Genomic DNA, 18,095 nt, shown 5'->3' with positions numbered 1-18,095 from the left:
TAAATTGAACAACCTTTTTAACGAATCTTTTTCAAGTAAGTAGAAGGGTTTTCACCTGTTTTAGCTTTAAACGCTCTCGAAAATGAGCCATGACTCTTATAGCCTACTTCTTTGGCTATTGCTTTAATTGTATACATGCGAAATTTCTTATCACTTTCCAACCTGTTCAATGTATATTGAATACGTAATGTGTTCAAATACTCTGTAAATGTCATTTTTTTATATGTATTCAAAATGTTAGATAAATAGGTTGTATTGGTATCTATCTTTTTAGCGGTTGCGTATAAGTTATATTTTGGATTCAGGTAAAATTCTTGCGCTTCTAAGCTTTTTAATCTTTGAAGGATTTCATCAAGAGTTTTATCACTTTTAATAGCATTATGCGACGCTGTTTTGGTAGGTTTACTAACAACAACACTTTTCATTGCTTTTCTTTTTCTTAATTGTTTAAATAATAAGAAACCAAATGTTACAATAACAAGAATAGCAATGCTTAAAAATGTATAAAATTTCTTTTCATCTTTTTGATGTTGCGCTTCAAATTGATTCTTTACTTTTTCAATTTCATATTGTGTTGCTGTTTGAATAATAGTTTCTTCACCATTTATAGTGTTAATACTATCTTGAAGCATTTTAGATTTTTGTCGATATTCTGATTCCTTTTCAAACTGTCGCGTATTTTTATATACTTCTGCTTTTAACACTAAAATTTCACGGTAATCTTCAAACAATACATTTTGATGTGTATATCGTATTTCTAAATTTTCTAACAATTGTTTTGCTTCTAGATAATTTTCTTGCTCAACATAATTACTTGCCTGTAAATACAACATTTTAGAAAATTGCTTCTCATTTTTTAAGGTCTCAAATAACTGTTGCCCTTTAGTTAAGTTGATTTGCGCTTCTTCAAAACGTTGTTGCGCCGTTTGTGTTTTACCTTTTAACTGATACAAATATGCTTTTCCTTCAATATCTTTATAAAAATCTGCAGAAATCAATGCTCTATCAATGTACATCATTGCAGAATCATTCTTTTTTTCTTCATAATATGTTTTTGCCAAAAACATGTGATAGTTAATATAATTCTCTACATAATTCGCAGGTTCTTTTTCTATTAATTTTTCCTTTTCTATAAATGTAATTGCGCCTTTAAAGTTTGTTTTTGCTTCATTATAATTCTTTAGTTCCAAACTCAAAACTCCCATGTTTCCACTAATATCAAGTAACTGGCGAACATCTTTATTTCGTTGTGCAACTTTATATATATTTAGTAATAAATCCGCAGCTTTATATTTATTACCTAATTCAATTTCGGTTTTAGCAATCGCAATTTTTGTTTGAATGTAACGTGCACTATCACTATCATCAGAAATATTTTGCAAGGCTTTTTCATATTCGCTCATTGCATCTTTATAAATTCCTCTACTCTTGTAAAAAGAACCCAAATAAAAGTGCGAACGATACATGTGTACAGAATCTTGAAATGTTTTTGCTTTATGGTAGTATTCCATGCGAAGTTTCATCATAGAATCTATTTCAATTCCATGATAATTTAAAATAGCTTGCTCATCTTGTTCTAAAATCTGTGTAATGCCTTTATTGGTAGGGTTTTGTTCTTGGTTTTCAGAACATGAAAATAGACATGCACACAGCAAACCTATGCATATATAACGATTCATATTGAATATTTAGATCGATAAAAATGAAGATACTTTTTTTATGACGATTTTGCGCGTATCGATGGAAAAAATGTCTGTTTATTTAAAAATAATTGTTTTGCAAGCCTTTTAACAACAATTTAAGACACAAAAAGTACTCAAAAAAGTATTTTTACAATCATAAAAACTATTCCAAAAAAACAAAGTTATGATATTTAAATCTCAATCAAAAAGCAATGTTTTTTTTGTACTTATAATGTTGATCGCATTTTTAGCTGTTCCTGAAGCTAATGCACAACGAAAAAAACGTAACAAAAAAAAGAAAGGCACTACAGAACAAGTAACACCACCAAAAAAGAAACCTACGGAAAAAACCATTAAAGATCTTACTAAAAAAAGTAAGAAAATAGAAGGTTTATTTACGATGTATCAAGATACTATTACGGGAAGTATGCACATGGTTGTTTCAAAAGAACAATTAGAAAAAAACTTTATTTATTTCAGTCAAATAAATGATGGAGTTGCCGATGTTCGTGCATTTAGAGGTGCATATAGAGGTTCAAAAGTATTTACAATTAGAAAATATTTTAATAAAATTGAGTTTGTAACAAAAAATACTCAGTTTTATTTTGATCCAACAAATGCTTTATCAAAAGCAGCCAATGCAAATATTAATGAAGCTGTAATGGCTAGCCTAAAGGTAGAAGCTATGGATAAGGAAAAAGGATTATACCTTATCAAGGCTGATGATTTATTTTTAAAAGAAACATTTTCACAAATAAAACCGCCTCGTTTTCCAGGACAAGGACCATTTGCATTTACATTAGGGAATCTTAATAAAGGAAAATCTAAAATCAATGCAATTAAAAACTATGATAAAAATACAGATTTAGTTATTGAATATGTATACTCAAAACCTTCTGTACTTAACGGTGGATCACAATCGGTTACTGATGGAAGAAATGTAACCATTAAAGTAAATCATAGTTTAATTGAAGTTCCAGATAATACATATGTTCCAAGATACGATGACCCAAGAGTTGGATTTTTTACGACACAGGTAAATGACATGACAACTGCGTCTTCAACTCCATATAAAGATTTGGTACACAGATGGCATTTAGAAAAGAAAGACCCGAATGCTGCTATTTCTGAACCGGTAGAACCAATTACTTGGTGGATTGAAAATACAACGCCAATCGAATTTAGAGAAACGATTACGGCAGCTGTTTTACGTTGGAATATTGCTTTTGAAAAAGCAGGTTTCAAAAATGCAATGGTTGTAAAAGTACAACCAGATGACGCAGATTGGGACGCTGGAGATATTGATCACAATGTATTGCGTTGGACATCTTCTCCAAATCCTCCGTTTGGTGGATACGGACCAAGTTTTGTAAATCCGTTAACAGGTCAAATTTTAGGAGCTGACGTAATGTTAGAATATATTCATCAAACAAATAGAGTAAAGTTTGATAAATTGTTTCAAACAATGGAAGCATATTCATATGAAAATTTAGAGGAAGCAACTAAAGAATTACAACAATTCGATAAAACACAAAACTATTGTTCATTAGGACATTTAATGCACGAAAACAGTGTATTTGGACATACTGCGCTAACAATATTAGATGCTTCAGAAGATGAAAAAGAAGTATTGCGTAATGAAGGTTTAACGCATTTAATTATGCACGAAGTTGGGCATACATTAGGTTTAAACCACAATATGAAATCTAGTCAGTTGCACACACCTGCACAATTAGCAGACAAAAACTATATTCAAGGAAAAGCATTGACAGGTTCTGTAATGGATTACGAAGCAATTAATGTTACGAATGATAGAACGCAACAAGGACATTACTTTACAACCACATTAGGTCCATACGATTTATGGGCAATTGAGTTTGGATACAAGCCTGTAAAGAGTTATAAAGAATTAGACGATATTTTAAAAAGATCAACAGAACCAGCGCTAATTTTTGGAAACGATGCTGATGACATGAGAAGTCCTGGAAAAGCGATTGATCCAAGAGTAATGGTTGGTGATTTATCAAATGATCAAATTACATATTCTATCAATAGAATTGATTTGGTAAATGACATGTTGAAAGGATTACGCGCAAAGTATAATACATATGGAAAATCGTACCAAGAAATGGTTGCTGCATACTCTATTCTTCAAGGACAAAAATCAAGTGCTGTAAATGTAATATCACGTTTTATTGGTGGTGTTTATGTAGATAGAGCTATGCAAGGACAAGCTGGTGGAACACAACCATATACGCCAGTAAGCTATAAAGATCAAAAAAGAGCTATGAAAGCTTTAAAGGAGTATTTATTTGCTCCAAACGCAAATACTGCACCTGTAGAGTTATATACACACTTAGCAAGGCAACGAAGAGGATTCAACTTGGGAAGAAGAGGAACAGAAGACCCAAAACTTCACAATGCAGCATTACGTAGACAAATGGGCGTTTTATATCATATATTACATCCAAACACATTACAACGTATTGTAGATTCTGAGTTATATGGAAATAAATACAAGTTGTCAGAATATATGGGTGACTTGAATAAAGCAATTTTTGTAGCAGATATTAATACTTCTGTAAATTCATTTAGACAAAATTTACAAATTGAATATACAAATATGTTGATTGAAATGTTAACAGGAAGAACAAATGGACGTTTTAACAATGTTGCAAAATCAATGGCAGTTTATAACTTAAAGACAATCCGAAGATATGCTGCAAATGGTTTAGGTGACTTGTCAACAAAGGCACACAAAATACATTTAAAAACAATGATTGATAACGCAATGAAGGAGATTAAGTAATTGCAGATTCATATAATAAACTCTAAAAAGGCTTCAGTATTGAAGTCTTTTTTTTTCTTCATTAGTAATAACACTTCTTTATCAAATAGAGTATTTGTACGTTATTTCTTTATTTATTATAGGCGTAAATTTGACATAATTAATTATTAACCTATAAATATTTTAATCATGTCTGGAAGAAAAACCTTCAACAACAATTCAAAAAATTACATTAATGTAACTTTATTAGTTCGTCAAGGAACTGACATTCAAAAACCATCATTAGAAGAAAACTTTTCTCTAAATCCTGGAGAAAAAGGTAAAGTAGTAACTTATGGAAATTCTACTAACATTTTCTTAAATGGAATGGTTCTTGAGTACAAAGATGAGGTAACGCAATCTTTAACAAATGCTCGAGAAGAAGTCATTGCTACAGGAACTGCTCCAACTTTTGATTGGGTATTGAATACGCATAGTATCATTACCATAAACAGTACAGATGGCTTAGACATTTCTGCGAGTAACTAAAAAATTAAAAGCGGCATTTTCGTAATGAAAATGCCGCTTTTATTATATAGTTTTAATACGCTTATTTATTCAAAAAAGAAACTACGTTCTCCTCTATTCTATTTAGAATATCAGACACATCTGCTTTTTTAAAATTTCTCCTATACTATTTTCATACAGTTCTATATAACGATCGAAATATAATTATCTATAGTTAGCATGGAAAGCTACTTATTATAATAAAAAAATCAAATTCAATATACAGCTTAGTCCCTACTTATTAATCGCTCTCAATTTATAAATCTGCAGTATCAATTTTTAAATTGAGGATACCTCTATTTTTTTTCAAACATTTTCTCTAATACTTTTAATCATGATTGCTAGCAAGTAAGGCGTATTCTGAAAAGCCATAATAGAGTAAGAACAATATTTAAATTTATTATTATGAAAAAAAAGAGCGTAAATAATTTAAAGCTTAACAAAAAGTCAATTTCAAATTTCAAAAATACAGAGATAACTGGAGGAACGTCAGGTTTACCTTGTTATAGTATCTATTTTATGGAATCAATCTGTTTTGATCATTGTCAAGAGAAATAGTTTTGTATCATAATTGTAAGCAGTAAGGCGTATTCTGAAAAGCCATAATAGAGTAAGAACAATACTTAATTATATTATTATGAAAAAAAAGAAGATTAATAATTTAGGGCTTAACAAATCTACTATCAGCTCATTTCAATCATCATCGGTAAAAGGCGGATCTGGACCATCAGCGACTATTTTAGGTGAGACATGTATTTGTATTACACTTTGGTGTCCAACATATGATAGATCTTGCTATAATTTATGTTGGGATAATGAGAAAAGATAGTAAACTTAAAATAGAAATAGTTTAACACTATTTTTTTAACAACTACTTTTTATACTGATAACTATTTTTTTTAGTATCACATGGAAACAGATTTCCTCCAATACTTTTATATCATAATTGCTAACAGTAAGGCGTATTCTGAAAAGCCATAATAGAGTAAGAACAATACTTAATTATATTATTATGAAAAAAAAGAAGTTGAAAAGTTTAAAATTGAATAAAAAATCCATTTCTGGTTTAAGTACTTTGCCAATTGCAGGAGGAAATACAACTAATTCTATCCTTGTTTGCATTAGAACATTTGTAAATCAACACGGTGTAAATATCTGTTTAGAATCTCAGTTACATTGTCAACACACAAAAAATGGATGTCTTAAAACGAATGAAGTTGATATAAATACATTTGCTATTTGTTAAAATATAAAATGATTTTGAAGAGACAGCCTGAAAAGAATTTTCACTAATAACTGATTCTTTCTGTTAAAGCGAAGAACAAAAAAGAGGCTGCCTTATTTTTTAGACAGCCTCTTAATCATTTTTAGAAAGATAAACTTTCTTTAGTATTATGCTTTACATGTTGCAAGATATGATTCACAATATTCTTTTTCCATAGATTCTAAATTACAAGCTTCATTATTAGTAGTACTAGTTGTTTCGCCTGTACCGATAGATTGTGAACATGAATAAGAAACTTCGCAATGCAATACACTGTTAAAACTATATCCTCCTTTTATAGTAGAAAATTCTAATGAAGCAATTTGCATTTTCTTTAATTTTAAAATTTTTTGCTTTTTTTTCATAATATAATGTATTAATGTTTGGAACAAAATACAATGAAAAACGGCATCATAATTTGATGTTTTGCTCTCAATTTATAAAATGAGCACAATAACTTAGTTAAGATTCTTAATGTATTCGGAAGGATTCATCCCTGTTTTAACTTTAAAAGCACGAGAAAAAGGACTATGGCTTTTATAGCCTACTTCTACTGCGATAGCTTTTATCGTGTACTGTCTAAATTGCTCATCTGTTTGTAACCTATCTATGGTATACGTTATACGCAATGCATTTAAATATTCTGTAAAGGTCATTTTTTGATGCACGTTTAAGATGGTAGATAAATACGTTGTATTGGTTCCTATTTTTTTAGCTGTAGCGTATAGATTATATTTTGGATTTAAAAAGAATTCACTCTCTTCAAGTTTTTTAAGCTTTTTTAAAATATCATTTACAGTTTTATCGTCTTTCAATGGTTGAGGAGACGTTTTTTTAATAATATCTCTCTTTTTAGTGTTTTTTTGACGGTATTTATAAACAGTTATGACTAAAATTATTAGTACTATCAATACCACAGATGACAATAAATACAACTGCTTTTTATCTTTTTGCCTTTGCAGTTCAGAATCACGTTCTAATTTTTCATAATCATATATTGAGCTTATATACAATTGCAGTTCTCTTTCTTTTTTTGTATTAATAGTAGCATTTAAGTTTTCTACCAATATTGTATAACGAGTTGCTTTTTTATAGTTTTTGAGTTCTCTATACGTATCTCTTATAAGTTTTAAGACATTACAAAAAAACCGATCAGGCATATAATTAGACTGTTTCTTTATTTCTATATCTTCCAATATAGAAAGTGCTTTTTCATAAGATTTATTCTCGTAATGGCATTTTGCTATATTGTAAAAAACATTAAATGTTTGTACTTCATTTTTGTCTTTAATAGATAACTCTTTTGCCTCTTCAAAACTTTCAAATGCAATTGGGAAAGCTTTCATCATTTGATACACTTTGCCTTTTTGAATTAATAAATTAGCTCTGCTTTTTATACTTTTTCTTAACTTTTTATTTACTGCTAACCCTTTGTTAACATATACTAATGCTGAATCTAACATTTTTGCCTCCTTATACCCTTTTACAATAAGTCCATGTAGACTTACATAATGAGATTCATAAGTATCTGGTTTTTTTTCTAGTAAATTATTATTTTCAATATAAGTAATACCTTCTTTAAAAGTTTTAATAGATGTAGCCCATTTACCTTCAGTAAGATTCATAAATGCCATATTCATTTTAATCTCAAAAATGAATCTCTCTAAATTATTTCGTTCAGCTATTTTGTTAGCTTCATAGAATATTTCTGCTGCCTTTCCATAGTTTTCTAAATACACATGGGTTAATGCAATATTTGATTTTGTTTGCGTATATCTAGCACTATCAGGATCGACGGTAATAACATTTAACGTCTTCTTATAATGTTGTAAAGTCTCCTCATATAGATTTTTTTTCGCTAAATACTCCCCAATTTTTAATTCAGATCTAAATAGGTGTACTGGATCATTGTATTGTTTGGCTTTAGCTGAATAATCTAATGTCAATTGTAATAAGGAATCTGAGGAAGTTTGAGCATTTACTAGAACTTCGGCTTTTTTGAGAATCTTTTGTACTTTTTCTGCTTCAGTAAATGATCTTTCATACTGATTATTGCACCCAACAATTAAAAATAGGAATAGTAAAAATAAAAGACGACTCATGTAGGCTTAAAATATTTTTTCTAAATTGATACTTTAAATTAACGAAAAAAGAGACACTCTATCGAAAGAATGTCTCTTTTTAATATATTTTTCACAGTTTACCTATTTAAAAATGCAATCACATTTTTTTCAATTCGTTGCATAATATCAGAAACATCTGCTTTTTGAAAAGTTTCTCCTGTAATATTTTCATATAATTCAATATATCGATCCGAAACTGAATTGATATATTCATCACTCATAAACGGAACTTCTTGTCCTTCTAATCCTTGAAAACCATTACCAATTAACCATTGACGTACAAATTCTTTCGATAATTGTTTTTGTGGAGCTTGTTTTGCTTGTAACTCTACATACGTTTCAGCATAGAAATAACGAGAAGAATCTGGTGTGTGAATTTCATCAATCAATACAATTTTACCATCTTTTGTTTTTCCGAATTCATATTTAGTATCCACTAAAATTAAACCGCGTTCTTTTGCAATTTTTGTTCCTTCTTCAAATAGCAAACGTGTATATTTTTCCAATTGAATATAATCTTCTTCAGAAACAATTCCGCGAGCTAAAATATCTTCACGAGAAATATCTTCGTCATGTTCGCCCATTTCCGCTTTAGTTGCTGGTGTAATTATTGGCGAAGGAAATTGATCGTTTTCAATCATTCCATCTGGCATTTCAACGCCACATAACATACGTTTTCCTGCTTTGTATTCACGTGCTGCATGACCTGACATGTATCCTCTAATCACCATTTCTACCTTAAAAGGTTCGCACATATGTCCAATAGCAACATTTGGATCTGGTGTCGCTAACAGCCAATTCGGAACTAAATGTTCCGTTGCTTTCATCATTTGAGTTGCAATCTGATTTAAAATTTGCCCTTTAAACGGAATTCCTTTCGGCATTACAACGTCAAAAGCAGATAATCTGTCTGAAGCAATCATCACTAATAGATCATCATTAATTGTGTATACTTCACGTACTTTTCCAGTATACTTAGCAGTTTGATTCGGAAAGTTAAAATTCGTTTCCGTAATTGTGTTACTCATTGTTATAGTTGTTGTGTTGTTGTGTGTTTTTGGTGTTGGATATTTGGTCGCCTTGCTATTTTGTTGATTTACTTTGGGTTTTAGTCAAAATACTTTTACATTTAAAATTCAGCATTTAACATTTATGATTTATTAATTCTGATGTTCTATATTTCTATATGCTTCAATTACTTTCTTCACTAATCGGTGACGAACGACATCTTTATCATCTAAGTAAATAATTCCAATTCCTTTAATATCTTTCAATACTAACAATGCTTCTTTTAATCCTGATGTTACACGTCTTGGTAAATCTATCTGTCCAGGATCGCCTGTTAGCATAAATTTTGCATTTTTCCCCATACGTGTTAAAAACATCTTCATTTGTGCATGCGTTGTATTTTGAGCTTCATCCAAAATTACAAAGGCATTATCCAACGTACGACCACGCATAAACGCCATTGGCGCAATTTGAATAGTTCCGTTTTCAATATAGAGTGCTAATTTTTCTGGTGGAATCATATCGCGCAACGCATCATATAAAGGTTGCATATACGGATCGAGTTTTTCTTTTAAATCTCCTGGTAAGAAACCTAAACTTTCTCCTGCTTCTACTGCTGGACGTGTTAAAATGATACGTCTTACTTCTTTATTTTTCAACGCTCTCACTGCCAAAGCTACTCCTGTATAGGTTTTTCCTGTTCCCGCAGGACCAATAGCAAAAACCATATCATTCTTATTCATCTTTTCCACCAACTTACGCTGATTTGCAGTAATAGCCTTTATGAGTTTCCCGTTGGTTCCATGCAATAATACTTCTCCACTTGCTGCAGAAGTATCATAATCTTTAGAACTTTCACTTGTCAATACACGTTCAATGACATTTTCGTCAATTTTATTGTATTTACCAAAGTGTTCCATCAACATCGTTAAACGTTTATCGAACTCTTCTAATAAAGCTTCATCTCCATATGCTTTAATCTTATTTCCTCTTGCAACAATTTTAAGTTTTGGGAAGTATTTTTTTAGCGATTCTATGTTGGTATTTTGTTGACCAAAAAACTCTCTTGGGCTGATCTCTGAGAGTTCAAAAATAATTTCGTTCAAAAGCGACTCGTATTAAGGTTAGATTTCCGTTTTGTTTTTTTAGATTTGCATAGCAAACTTACCATTTTTTAATAGATTAAATTTAAAAAAATATCAACAATTCGCCAATGGCAATTATAACATTGACAACTGATTTTGGGGAGAAAGACCATTTTGTGGGCGCAGTTAAAGGAGCTATTTATAGTGAATTAGACAATATTCGTATTGTTGATATCTCACATAGCATTAGTCCTTTTAACATTACGGAAGCTGCATATGTGATACAAAATGCGTTTAATAGCTTCCCGAAAGGAAGTATTCACCTTATTGGTATTGATTCTGAATTAAATCCAGAAAATAAGCATATTGCTGTAAAATTGGACGGACATTTTTTTGTGTGTGCCAATAATGGAATTATGAGCTTGATTGCCTCTGAGATAGTTCCTGAAAAGATTGTAGAGATCAATATTCACGATCGAATTGAAACAAATTTTCCTGTTTTGGATGTATTTGTAAAGGTTGCATGTCACATTGCTCGTGGCGGAACATTAGAAGTTATTGGAAAGACAATTCAAGAAATAAAACATTTAACAGACATAAAACCTGTTGTAAATACTGACGAATCTCAAATTATTGGAAATGTTATTTACATTGATAATTATGGGAATGTCGTTACAAATATTACACGAAAGCTGTTTAAAGATGTTGGAAAAGGACGAAATTTTGAAATTTCTGCGCGTAATTATAAGTTCAAACGAATTCACGAACGCTATAGTGATAGTATCAATTTTACTGTTGAAAAACACAAACGTGAAGAAGATGGCAAAAAGTTAGCGTTGTTTAATTCTGCCAATTTCCTTGAATTAGCAATATATAAAAGTAATCCGCAAACGGTTGGTAGCGCTTCTTCCCTTTTTGGATTACGATTTAGAGATACCATAACCGTTAATTTTTTATAATAAAATAGTTTATGTTTGTACGCATCGTAAAAATGAGCTTTCACAAAGAAAACATTCCTGCATTTTTGGAAATGTTTGATGAAAAGAAAGAATCGATAAAAAACAGAGAAGGTTGTGAATTTTTAGAGTTATACCAGGATAAGACAAATCCTGAAATTTTCTTTACCTATAGCCACTGGAGACATGTAGATGATTTAGAAGCATATAGAAATTCAGAATTATTTAAAAATGTCTGGAAACAAACAAAAGCGATGTTTAATGACAAACCATATGCATGGAGTGTTGATAAATTAGTGAGTTTATCCTAAACTAAATACTAGAACTCGTAACCGAACGTTACACAATTATACATTCCTATATGGAATGATTACTAAAGAATATATGCTTAGATTATTATACTACAAGTTATCACCAAAACAACGATTATTACTAAGACGAGTAGTATATTTTCCTATTGATTTATTTAGAAAACGACAAGAACTCGAACCGCCAAAAGGTTATATTTATACAGGTCCAGGGAATTATATCGAAGTTGGAGAAACTTTTTTTGAGTATTTCAAAAACTACGGAAACATTCAACCAGACAGTCGTGTGTTGGATATTGGTTCAGGAATTGGTCGTATGGCAATTCCGTTTACAAAATTTTTAAATAAAGAAGGAAGTTACAAAGGTTTTGATGTCGTTTCACAAGGTGTTGATTGGTGTACTGAGAATATCACTTCAAAATATCCAAACTTTATATTTACGTTTACACCATTAAAAAACGATTTATATAATTTAAACACGAACGAAGAAGCGAAAGATTTTACATTTCCTTATACAGATTCAAGCTTTGACTTTGCCTTTTTAACATCTGTATTTACACATATGATGCCTGATGATGTTTCGCATTATTTAGGTGAAATTAACCGTGTATTAGACACAGACAAAATATGTTTGGCAACGTTTTTTATATTGGATGAAACCTCAAAAAGATTAATGTCGTCTACACAAATGAATTTTAGCGTAACACATGGAAATTATTCCTTGATGGACGAAAAAGTAAAAGAAGCAAATGTTGCTTTTGACAAAGAATATATATTTTCACAGTTTAAAGCAAAAGGCTTTACTATTGTAAACTTTTTTCCAGGCACTTGGTCAGGAAGAACAGAAAACACATTATCATACCAAGATATTATTGTATTAAAAAAGAACTAAATGCTCGCAATACTCAAAAAAGAAATCAATTCGTTTTTCTCCTCATCCATTGGATATTTGGTGATTGCTTTATTTTTAATTCTCAACGGATTATTCCTATGGTTTTTTAAAAGTGAATTCAATATTTTTAATTACGGATTTGCTGATTTAACACCTTTTTTTACGCTAGCACCTTGGATTCTTATCTTTTTGATTCCAGCTATTACGATGCGTAGTTTTTCAGAAGAAAAGCGTTTAGGAACGCTTGAATTGCTCTTAACAAAACCAATTTCTGGTTGGCACATTGTACTCGGCAAATATTTCGGCGCTTTTGTGTTGATTTTACTAGCGTTAATTCCAACATTATTATATGTATATACAGTATATAGCTTAGGAAATCCTGTTGGCAACTTAGACGTTGGAAGTACACTTGGCTCCTATTTTGGATTATTATTCCTAATTGCTGCGTATACAAGTATTGGTGTATTTACATCAACGCTTTCGCAGAATCAGATTGTGGCGTTTATTGTAGCAGTATTCATCTGTTTCTTTATGTATTTTGGTTTTGAAGGAATTGCCAATGCTGATATTTTTGGTGATTATAATAGTTTGATTGAAAAGATAGGTATGAAAACACATTTCGACAGCATTGCGCGTGGTGTTATTGATACAAGAGACGTTATTTACTTCTTGAGCATTACGATTTTCTTTTTATTCTTAACTGTAGTACAATTAAAAAAACGATAAGCTTGAAAAAAGAACTCAATACTAGTACAAAAATCATATTGCTAATCGTGGTACTTATTATCGTGAATGCTATTGCTGGCAGTATTTTTACACGTTTTGACTTAACACAAGATAAACGTTATACACTTTCTGAAGCTTCAAAAAATACACTAAAAGATGTAGCTTCGCCTATTATAATTGATGTTTTCCTTAAAGGTGATTTTCCATCAGATTATAAACGTTTGGCAACCGAAACAGAACAATTGTTAGAAGAATTCTCAGCCTATAATTCAAATGTAAAATTCAAATTTATTGATCCTATTGAACAAGGTGCTGAAGAATTTTTAATGAATCGTGTTGGCATACAACCAACATATATTACAGAAGAAGCTACTAACAAAATTTCAAGAGAACGTGTATTTCCTTGGGCAGTTGCAACCTATGGAAACAAATCTGTAAAAGTTCCTTTATACAAGAATAATTTATCAAGTTCTGAAGATGAAAAAATTGCGAGTTCTGTACAACATTTAGAATACGCATTTTCAGATGCCTTTACAAAATTAACGTTGATGGAAAAGCAAACCATTGCAATTTTAAGAGGTCACGGAGAATTAGATGATACATACATTGCTAGCTTTTTACAAACATTAAAAGAATATTATAAAATTGCACCTTTCGATATAACTGCGTTTCCTGATGATCCTAAAAAATCATTAGAAAACTTACAGCGATTTGATTTGGCAATTGTTCCAAAGCCAACAAAAGCATTTACAGATGACGAAAAATACATTTTAGATCAGTATACTGTAAATGGTGGAAAATCATTATGGTTGATTGAAAATGTACAAGTCGAAATGGACAGTTTGTATAGTGAAAGCGGACAAACATTAGCATTTCCAAGAGATTTACGCATGCGCGATTTTTTCTTTGAATACGGAATTAGAATCAATCCGAAATTGGTGAATGATATGCAATGTGCGCCAATAATGATGGCAGTTGGAGAAGATAACAATACACAATTTTTACCAATTCAATGGCGCTACAATCCATTAGTAAATCCATCAGAAAACCATCCAATTACGAATAATACAAATTTGGTGAAATTTGAATTTGCAAACCAGATTGATACATTAAAAAGCAGTACAAAGAAAACCATTTTACTAAAAAGTTCAGAATTATCAAAGCTTGAAGGCGTTCCAAAACCTATTTCACTAGCGGTTATTGAAAAAGAACCAAAAACTGAAGCTTATGAAGGCAAAGGAAATCAAAACTTAGCGGTTTTAATTGAAGGAACATTTACATCGATGTATAAAAATAGAGTCAAACCTTTTCAACTTTCAAACGATAAAAACGAAGGAACTTCTAAAATGTTAGTCATTGCAGACGGAGACGTTATTAAAAATCAAGTGACACGTGGAAGACCACAAGAACTAGGTTTTGATATTGCAACAAAACGTCAATATGGAAACAAAGAATTCCTACTAAATTCTGTAAATTACCTTTTAGACAACAACGGACTTATAAACATTCGATCTAAAGAATTAAAATTAGCATTTTTAGATACAGAAAAAGTCTTAGAAGAAAAATCGTACTGGCAAGCTATAAACATTGGATTCCCACTTCTTATATTGGGTGTTTTTGGTGTTTTATTTGTGTATATTAGAAAACGTAAGTATGCAAAATAGTTGTTAATAAGTTTCTTTCCTTTACAACGACATTTGAAATATATTTGTAAGAATACAAAAAAGTGAGTTCCAGACAGCAATTTAGCTACTAAAAAGCTATGTAATTTAGTCAGGAAGCATTATTTTTGAACTTTAAATAGAACATAAACACATGAAATTTATTGTATCCAGCACCTATTTATTAAAGCAGCTTCAAGTTTTAGGAGGCGTAATTAATAATAGCAATACCTTACCTATTTTAGATAATTTTCTTTTTGAATTAAATCAAAACGAACTTACGGTATCAGCTTCTGACTTAGAAACTACGATGTCTTCAAAATTAGATGTAGAATCTGATAGTGAAGGAAGTGTTGCAGTTCCGGCAAAGTTATTATTAGATACTTTAAAAACGTTTCCAGAGCAACCATTAACGTTTGTTGTGGAAGATAATAATACGGTTGAAATTAGCTCTAACCATGGTAAATATGCTTTAGCATACGCTGATGGCGCTGAGTTTCCACATGCAGTTGAGTTAAAAGATCCAAGTGCTACAACTATTGCAGGACATGTATTAGCAACTGCCATAAGCAAAACAATTTTTGCTTCAGGAAACGATGATTTACGTCCCGTAATGAGTGGTGTATTTTTCCAGTTTTCACAAGAGAACTTAACGTTTGTTGCTACAGATGCACACAAATTGGTAAAGTACCAACGTACAGACTTACAAGCATCGCAAGTTGCTGAATTCATTATGCCAAAGAAACCTTTAAACTTATTAAAAGGAATTTTAGGCGGAAGCGAAGACGATGTTGTTATTGAATATAACGATAGCAATGCAAAATTTACATTTGATAAAACGGTTTTAATTTGTCGTTTAATTGATGGTAAATATCCTAACTACGAAGCGGTAATTCCAAAAGAGAATCCAAATAAGTTAGAAATCAACAGAAATCAATTTTTAAACTCTGTACGTCGTGTTAGTATTTTCTCTAACAAAACAACACACCAAATTCGTTTGAAGATTGCTGGAGCAGAATTAAATATTTCTGCAGAAGATATTGATTACTCAAACAAAGCTGAAGAACGTTTAACGTGTGATTACCAAGGTGATGACATGCAAATTGGATTCAACTCACGTTTCTTAACAGAAATGATCAATAATTTAAATTCGGATGATGTTTCTTTAGAAATGTCATTACCAAATAGAGCTGGAATTTTAACACCTATTGATGGTTTAGAAGAAGGTGAACACATTACAATGTTGGTAATGCCAGTAATGTTGAATAACTAAGAACAAGAATTCTTTATATAGAAAAAGCCGTTATACATATTGTATAACGGCTTTTTTATGTTTTAAATTGAAAAGATTCAATTCTCAATTCTAATATCTCAATACTGTGAAATCTATAATAACTTTAATGTCATTGGATAATTTGGTTCCTCTCCATTACTAACTTTGATTGCATTGATAATTGGCATTATGAATGATAATACAACAACCGCAAGTAATACTAATAATCCTAATCCGAAAAGTAAAATTAATGGAATGGCAGCAATTGCATAGATAATCATACTTAATTGAAAGTTTACAATTTGCTTTCCTTGTTCATCCATTTCAAACACATCGTTTTTATTACAAGCCCAAAGGATTAATGGAACTATTAAACTTCCGAAACCTAATACAAAACTTGATAATTGACTTAAATGTGTGATGACTATTAATTGATTGTCTTTTCTTCTCATGATCTTAAATGTTTTTTGATTGATACTTATGTGACGTAGATTTATATATTTTGTTACACTTTGAGTTACAGATATTTTAGAAATTGGTTTTTTAAATAATAAAAATTGAAGATTTTACTAGTAAAAAGTTGATCTAGCTAATTATTTGATAAACAATGCATACCATCTAAATTCAATACATGTTAATTACGGTCATACCGTAAACGATTCATGATTCGTTTTTATACTTTCTAGTCTTAACCAAAACTTTAAATCATGTTAAAAAACATTTCAAATCTTGAAGGTGTAAAAACACTTAACAAAACAGAACAAACAGAAATTAACGGAGGTATTGTATGCGCTTGTATCTATTGGGATAGCGCAAAAGGATGGTGGGCATGTTGCTAATTTCATTTTTCATAAACTAACCTAATTTTATAAAATAAAACTACTGATACAATTACAAAATTGTATCAGTAGTTTTTATGCTCATATAAATTTCTATTCATTAAAGAAACGATAGTAGCTACTCAATCGAATATGTTTCCTTTTATAAATCAAATAAACAAGTTATAAATCTATTTTTGACTATCTACCTTGAATGCATATCCTTCTTCTGCATTTCCATTTAAAGAAACATTGATTTCTGATGCACCTTCTAAATCAAGCTCAAAGAAATGATCGGTATTCAATACCGCAGAATTAAGTAGCTGGCTTTCCTCGATTTCTGAGGCAATTCCCCAATACAATTTTGGTTTTAAGACAAACGTAGCTTTCTGCCCATATCCTACTATCTTTTTCGTAATCATTAATTTCCCATCTTTATACAAAGAAGCGCTGATTCCTCCAGGAATATTTGCATCATTATTGACATCAATCGACTTTGTATCAGAAGCATTTCCATTGCCTAGAAGTACAATTCCTGTATCATTTTTACTTACTGTATAGCGTTTACCAATGGTTGATGGTAAAACTTGTGTTTTATTCATTCCGTCTTGCCATGAAGCTCCTACTTCTGTAATAATCGGAAATACAAAACTACTAGAAGATCCTCTTCCAATATTTGGAATTGTACGCCATGCTACACATTCTTTCAATACATCGAAAGTTGGTATTTCATTTTTAGTAAATACAAAAACCGTTGGAAGATCTTTATTCATTGATTTATTTGTGTACGTAATTTTAATGTCTGTTGCCATAATGTATTTATTTTTATTATTATTAATTAGTATTTAAATTAGTTTTTTGGAATATCTGTTTCTATTACACTAATTAAATCTTTTAGAAACATTTTTCCAACTGTAAATTCAGATAGCGCATCTATTACATTTTGTGATGAAAATAAATTGATG

The 18,095-nt window shown here is 30.6% G+C and carries 18 protein-coding genes; 11 read left to right on the top strand and 7 right to left on the bottom strand.

All coding sequences use genetic code 11. From position 1 onward, the window contains the following. Positions 1-17 precede the first annotated feature (17 nt). Complete coding sequence (locus ACUUYC_RS18305) at positions 18-1,679, bottom strand: helix-turn-helix domain-containing protein (protein WP_474268128.1); 1,662 nt, start codon at positions 1,677-1,679, stop codon at positions 18-20. Between the two features lie 187 nt (positions 1,680-1,866). On the opposite strand from ACUUYC_RS18305, the gene ACUUYC_RS18300 reads away from it, so the two are divergent. The 4 genes from ACUUYC_RS18300 to ACUUYC_RS18285 all read left to right on the top strand — a co-directional run bounded on the left by ACUUYC_RS18300 (position 1,867) and on the right by ACUUYC_RS18285 (position 6,262). Continuing rightward, the gene (locus ACUUYC_RS18300; protein ID WP_474268127.1) at positions 1,867-4,491 is read left to right on the top strand and encodes a zinc-dependent metalloprotease; all 2,625 of its coding nucleotides are present in this window, start codon (positions 1,867-1,869) and stop codon (positions 4,489-4,491) included. A 168-nt stretch (positions 4,492-4,659) separates the two neighbouring features. Then, a complete protein-coding gene (locus ACUUYC_RS18295) occupies positions 4,660-4,998 on the top strand; it encodes a hypothetical protein (protein WP_474268126.1) in 339 nt (112 codons plus the stop codon). Between the two features lie 423 nt (positions 4,999-5,421). Next, entirely contained in the window at positions 5,422-5,574 is a 153-nt protein-coding gene (locus ACUUYC_RS18290) for a hypothetical protein (protein WP_474268125.1), read from the top strand. 454 nt (positions 5,575-6,028) lie between these two features. Further along, a complete protein-coding gene (locus ACUUYC_RS18285; RefSeq protein ID WP_474268124.1) occupies positions 6,029-6,262 on the top strand; it encodes a hypothetical protein in 234 nt (77 codons plus the stop codon). Between the two features lie 146 nt (positions 6,263-6,408). On the opposite strand, the gene ACUUYC_RS18280 is transcribed toward ACUUYC_RS18285, so the two are convergent. The 4 genes from ACUUYC_RS18280 to ACUUYC_RS18265 all read right to left on the bottom strand — a co-directional run bounded on the left by ACUUYC_RS18280 (position 6,409) and on the right by ACUUYC_RS18265 (position 10,517). Continuing rightward, a complete protein-coding gene (locus ACUUYC_RS18280) occupies positions 6,409-6,645 on the bottom strand; it encodes a hypothetical protein (protein WP_474268123.1) in 237 nt (78 codons plus the stop codon). Between the two features lie 93 nt (positions 6,646-6,738). Then, entirely contained in the window at positions 6,739-8,382 is a 1,644-nt protein-coding gene (locus ACUUYC_RS18275) for a helix-turn-helix domain-containing protein (protein ID WP_474268122.1), read from the bottom strand. 98 nt (positions 8,383-8,480) lie between these two features. Beyond that, a complete protein-coding gene (locus ACUUYC_RS18270) occupies positions 8,481-9,431 on the bottom strand; it encodes a phosphoribosylaminoimidazolesuccinocarboxamide synthase (RefSeq protein ID WP_474268121.1) in 951 nt (316 codons plus the stop codon). Between the two features lie 132 nt (positions 9,432-9,563). Beyond that, entirely contained in the window at positions 9,564-10,517 is a 954-nt protein-coding gene (locus tag ACUUYC_RS18265; protein ID WP_474268120.1) for a PhoH family protein, read from the bottom strand. Between the two features lie 107 nt (positions 10,518-10,624). Here ACUUYC_RS18265 and ACUUYC_RS18260 point away from each other — a divergent pair, with 107 nt between their 5' ends. From ACUUYC_RS18260 to dnaN, 6 genes are all read left to right on the top strand, one after another. Continuing rightward, on the top strand, positions 10,625-11,455 hold the full coding sequence (locus ACUUYC_RS18260; RefSeq protein ID WP_474268119.1) for an SAM hydrolase/SAM-dependent halogenase family protein: 831 nt from the start codon (positions 10,625-10,627) through the stop codon (positions 11,453-11,455). Between the two features lie 11 nt (positions 11,456-11,466). Beyond that, on the top strand, positions 11,467-11,763 hold the full coding sequence (locus ACUUYC_RS18255; protein ID WP_474268118.1) for a putative quinol monooxygenase: 297 nt from the start codon (positions 11,467-11,469) through the stop codon (positions 11,761-11,763). 73 nt (positions 11,764-11,836) lie between these two features. Further along, on the top strand, positions 11,837-12,652 hold the full coding sequence (locus tag ACUUYC_RS18250) for a class I SAM-dependent methyltransferase (RefSeq protein ID WP_474268116.1): 816 nt from the start codon (positions 11,837-11,839) through the stop codon (positions 12,650-12,652). Beyond that, positions 12,653-13,378: a gliding motility-associated ABC transporter permease subunit GldF gene (gene gldF / locus ACUUYC_RS18245; RefSeq protein WP_474268115.1), complete on the top strand. Its 726-nt coding sequence runs from the start codon at positions 12,653-12,655 to the stop codon at positions 13,376-13,378. It abuts the gene before it with no gap. Positions 13,379-13,380: 2 nt separating this feature from the next. Then, positions 13,381-15,042 (top strand): gliding motility-associated ABC transporter substrate-binding protein GldG, encoded by a 1,662-nt coding sequence (gene gldG, locus ACUUYC_RS18240; RefSeq protein WP_474268114.1) that lies wholly within the window; start codon positions 13,381-13,383, stop codon positions 15,040-15,042. Between the two features lie 151 nt (positions 15,043-15,193). Next, positions 15,194-16,312 (top strand): DNA polymerase III subunit beta, encoded by a 1,119-nt coding sequence (gene dnaN / locus ACUUYC_RS18235; protein ID WP_474268113.1) that lies wholly within the window; start codon positions 15,194-15,196, stop codon positions 16,310-16,312. A gap of 113 nt (positions 16,313-16,425) precedes the next feature. Here the strand turns inward: dnaN and ACUUYC_RS18230 are convergent, their stop codons facing one another. After that, positions 16,426-16,764: a DUF4870 domain-containing protein gene (locus ACUUYC_RS18230; RefSeq protein WP_474268111.1), complete on the bottom strand. Its 339-nt coding sequence runs from the start codon at positions 16,762-16,764 to the stop codon at positions 16,426-16,428. A 255-nt stretch (positions 16,765-17,019) separates the two neighbouring features. Between ACUUYC_RS18230 and ACUUYC_RS18225 the strand changes: the two genes are divergently transcribed. After that, the gene (locus ACUUYC_RS18225; RefSeq protein WP_474268110.1) at positions 17,020-17,151 is read left to right on the top strand and encodes a hypothetical protein; all 132 of its coding nucleotides are present in this window, start codon (positions 17,020-17,022) and stop codon (positions 17,149-17,151) included. A gap of 170 nt (positions 17,152-17,321) precedes the next feature. Here ACUUYC_RS18225 and ACUUYC_RS18220 read toward each other — a convergent pair whose 3' ends face one another. Continuing rightward, on the bottom strand, positions 17,322-17,942 hold the full coding sequence (locus ACUUYC_RS18220) for a hypothetical protein (protein ID WP_474268109.1): 621 nt from the start codon (positions 17,940-17,942) through the stop codon (positions 17,322-17,324). Positions 17,943-18,095: the final 153 nt, after the last annotated feature.

The organism is Kordia sp. E, from assembly GCF_056033805.1.
This window is presented reverse-complemented; position numbering and strand designations above follow the sequence as displayed.

What these genes read in the sequence shown, in the direction of transcription:
- ACUUYC_RS18280 (WP_474268123.1), bottom strand. Translation starts at nt 6,645, where the DNA reads ATGAAAAAAAAGCAAAAAATTTTAAAATTAAAGAAAATGCAAATTGCT.
- gldF (WP_474268115.1), top strand. Translation starts at nt 12,653, where the DNA reads ATGCTCGCAATACTCAAAAAAGAAATCAATTCGTTTTTCTCCTCATCC.
- ACUUYC_RS18275 (WP_474268122.1), bottom strand. Translation starts at nt 8,382, where the DNA reads ATGAGTCGTCTTTTATTTTTACTATTCCTATTTTTAATTGTTGGGTGC.
- ACUUYC_RS18285 (WP_474268124.1), top strand. Translation starts at nt 6,029, where the DNA reads ATGAAAAAAAAGAAGTTGAAAAGTTTAAAATTGAATAAAAAATCCATT.
- ACUUYC_RS18295 (WP_474268126.1), top strand. Translation starts at nt 4,660, where the DNA reads ATGTCTGGAAGAAAAACCTTCAACAACAATTCAAAAAATTACATTAAT.
- dnaN (WP_474268113.1), top strand. Translation starts at nt 15,194, where the DNA reads ATGAAATTTATTGTATCCAGCACCTATTTATTAAAGCAGCTTCAAGTT.
- ACUUYC_RS18305 (WP_474268128.1), bottom strand. Translation starts at nt 1,679, where the DNA reads ATGAATCGTTATATATGCATAGGTTTGCTGTGTGCATGTCTATTTTCA.
- ACUUYC_RS18270 (WP_474268121.1), bottom strand. Translation starts at nt 9,431, where the DNA reads ATGAGTAACACAATTACGGAAACGAATTTTAACTTTCCGAATCAAACT.
- ACUUYC_RS18250 (WP_474268116.1), top strand. Translation starts at nt 11,837, where the DNA reads ATGCTTAGATTATTATACTACAAGTTATCACCAAAACAACGATTATTA.
- ACUUYC_RS18290 (WP_474268125.1), top strand. Translation starts at nt 5,422, where the DNA reads ATGAAAAAAAAGAGCGTAAATAATTTAAAGCTTAACAAAAAGTCAATT.
- ACUUYC_RS18225 (WP_474268110.1), top strand. Translation starts at nt 17,020, where the DNA reads ATGTTAAAAAACATTTCAAATCTTGAAGGTGTAAAAACACTTAACAAA.
- ACUUYC_RS18260 (WP_474268119.1), top strand. Translation starts at nt 10,625, where the DNA reads ATGGCAATTATAACATTGACAACTGATTTTGGGGAGAAAGACCATTTT.
- ACUUYC_RS18255 (WP_474268118.1), top strand. Translation starts at nt 11,467, where the DNA reads ATGTTTGTACGCATCGTAAAAATGAGCTTTCACAAAGAAAACATTCCT.
- ACUUYC_RS18220 (WP_474268109.1), bottom strand. Translation starts at nt 17,942, where the DNA reads ATGGCAACAGACATTAAAATTACGTACACAAATAAATCAATGAATAAA.
- ACUUYC_RS18300 (WP_474268127.1), top strand. Translation starts at nt 1,867, where the DNA reads ATGATATTTAAATCTCAATCAAAAAGCAATGTTTTTTTTGTACTTATA.
- ACUUYC_RS18230 (WP_474268111.1), bottom strand. Translation starts at nt 16,764, where the DNA reads ATGAGAAGAAAAGACAATCAATTAATAGTCATCACACATTTAAGTCAA.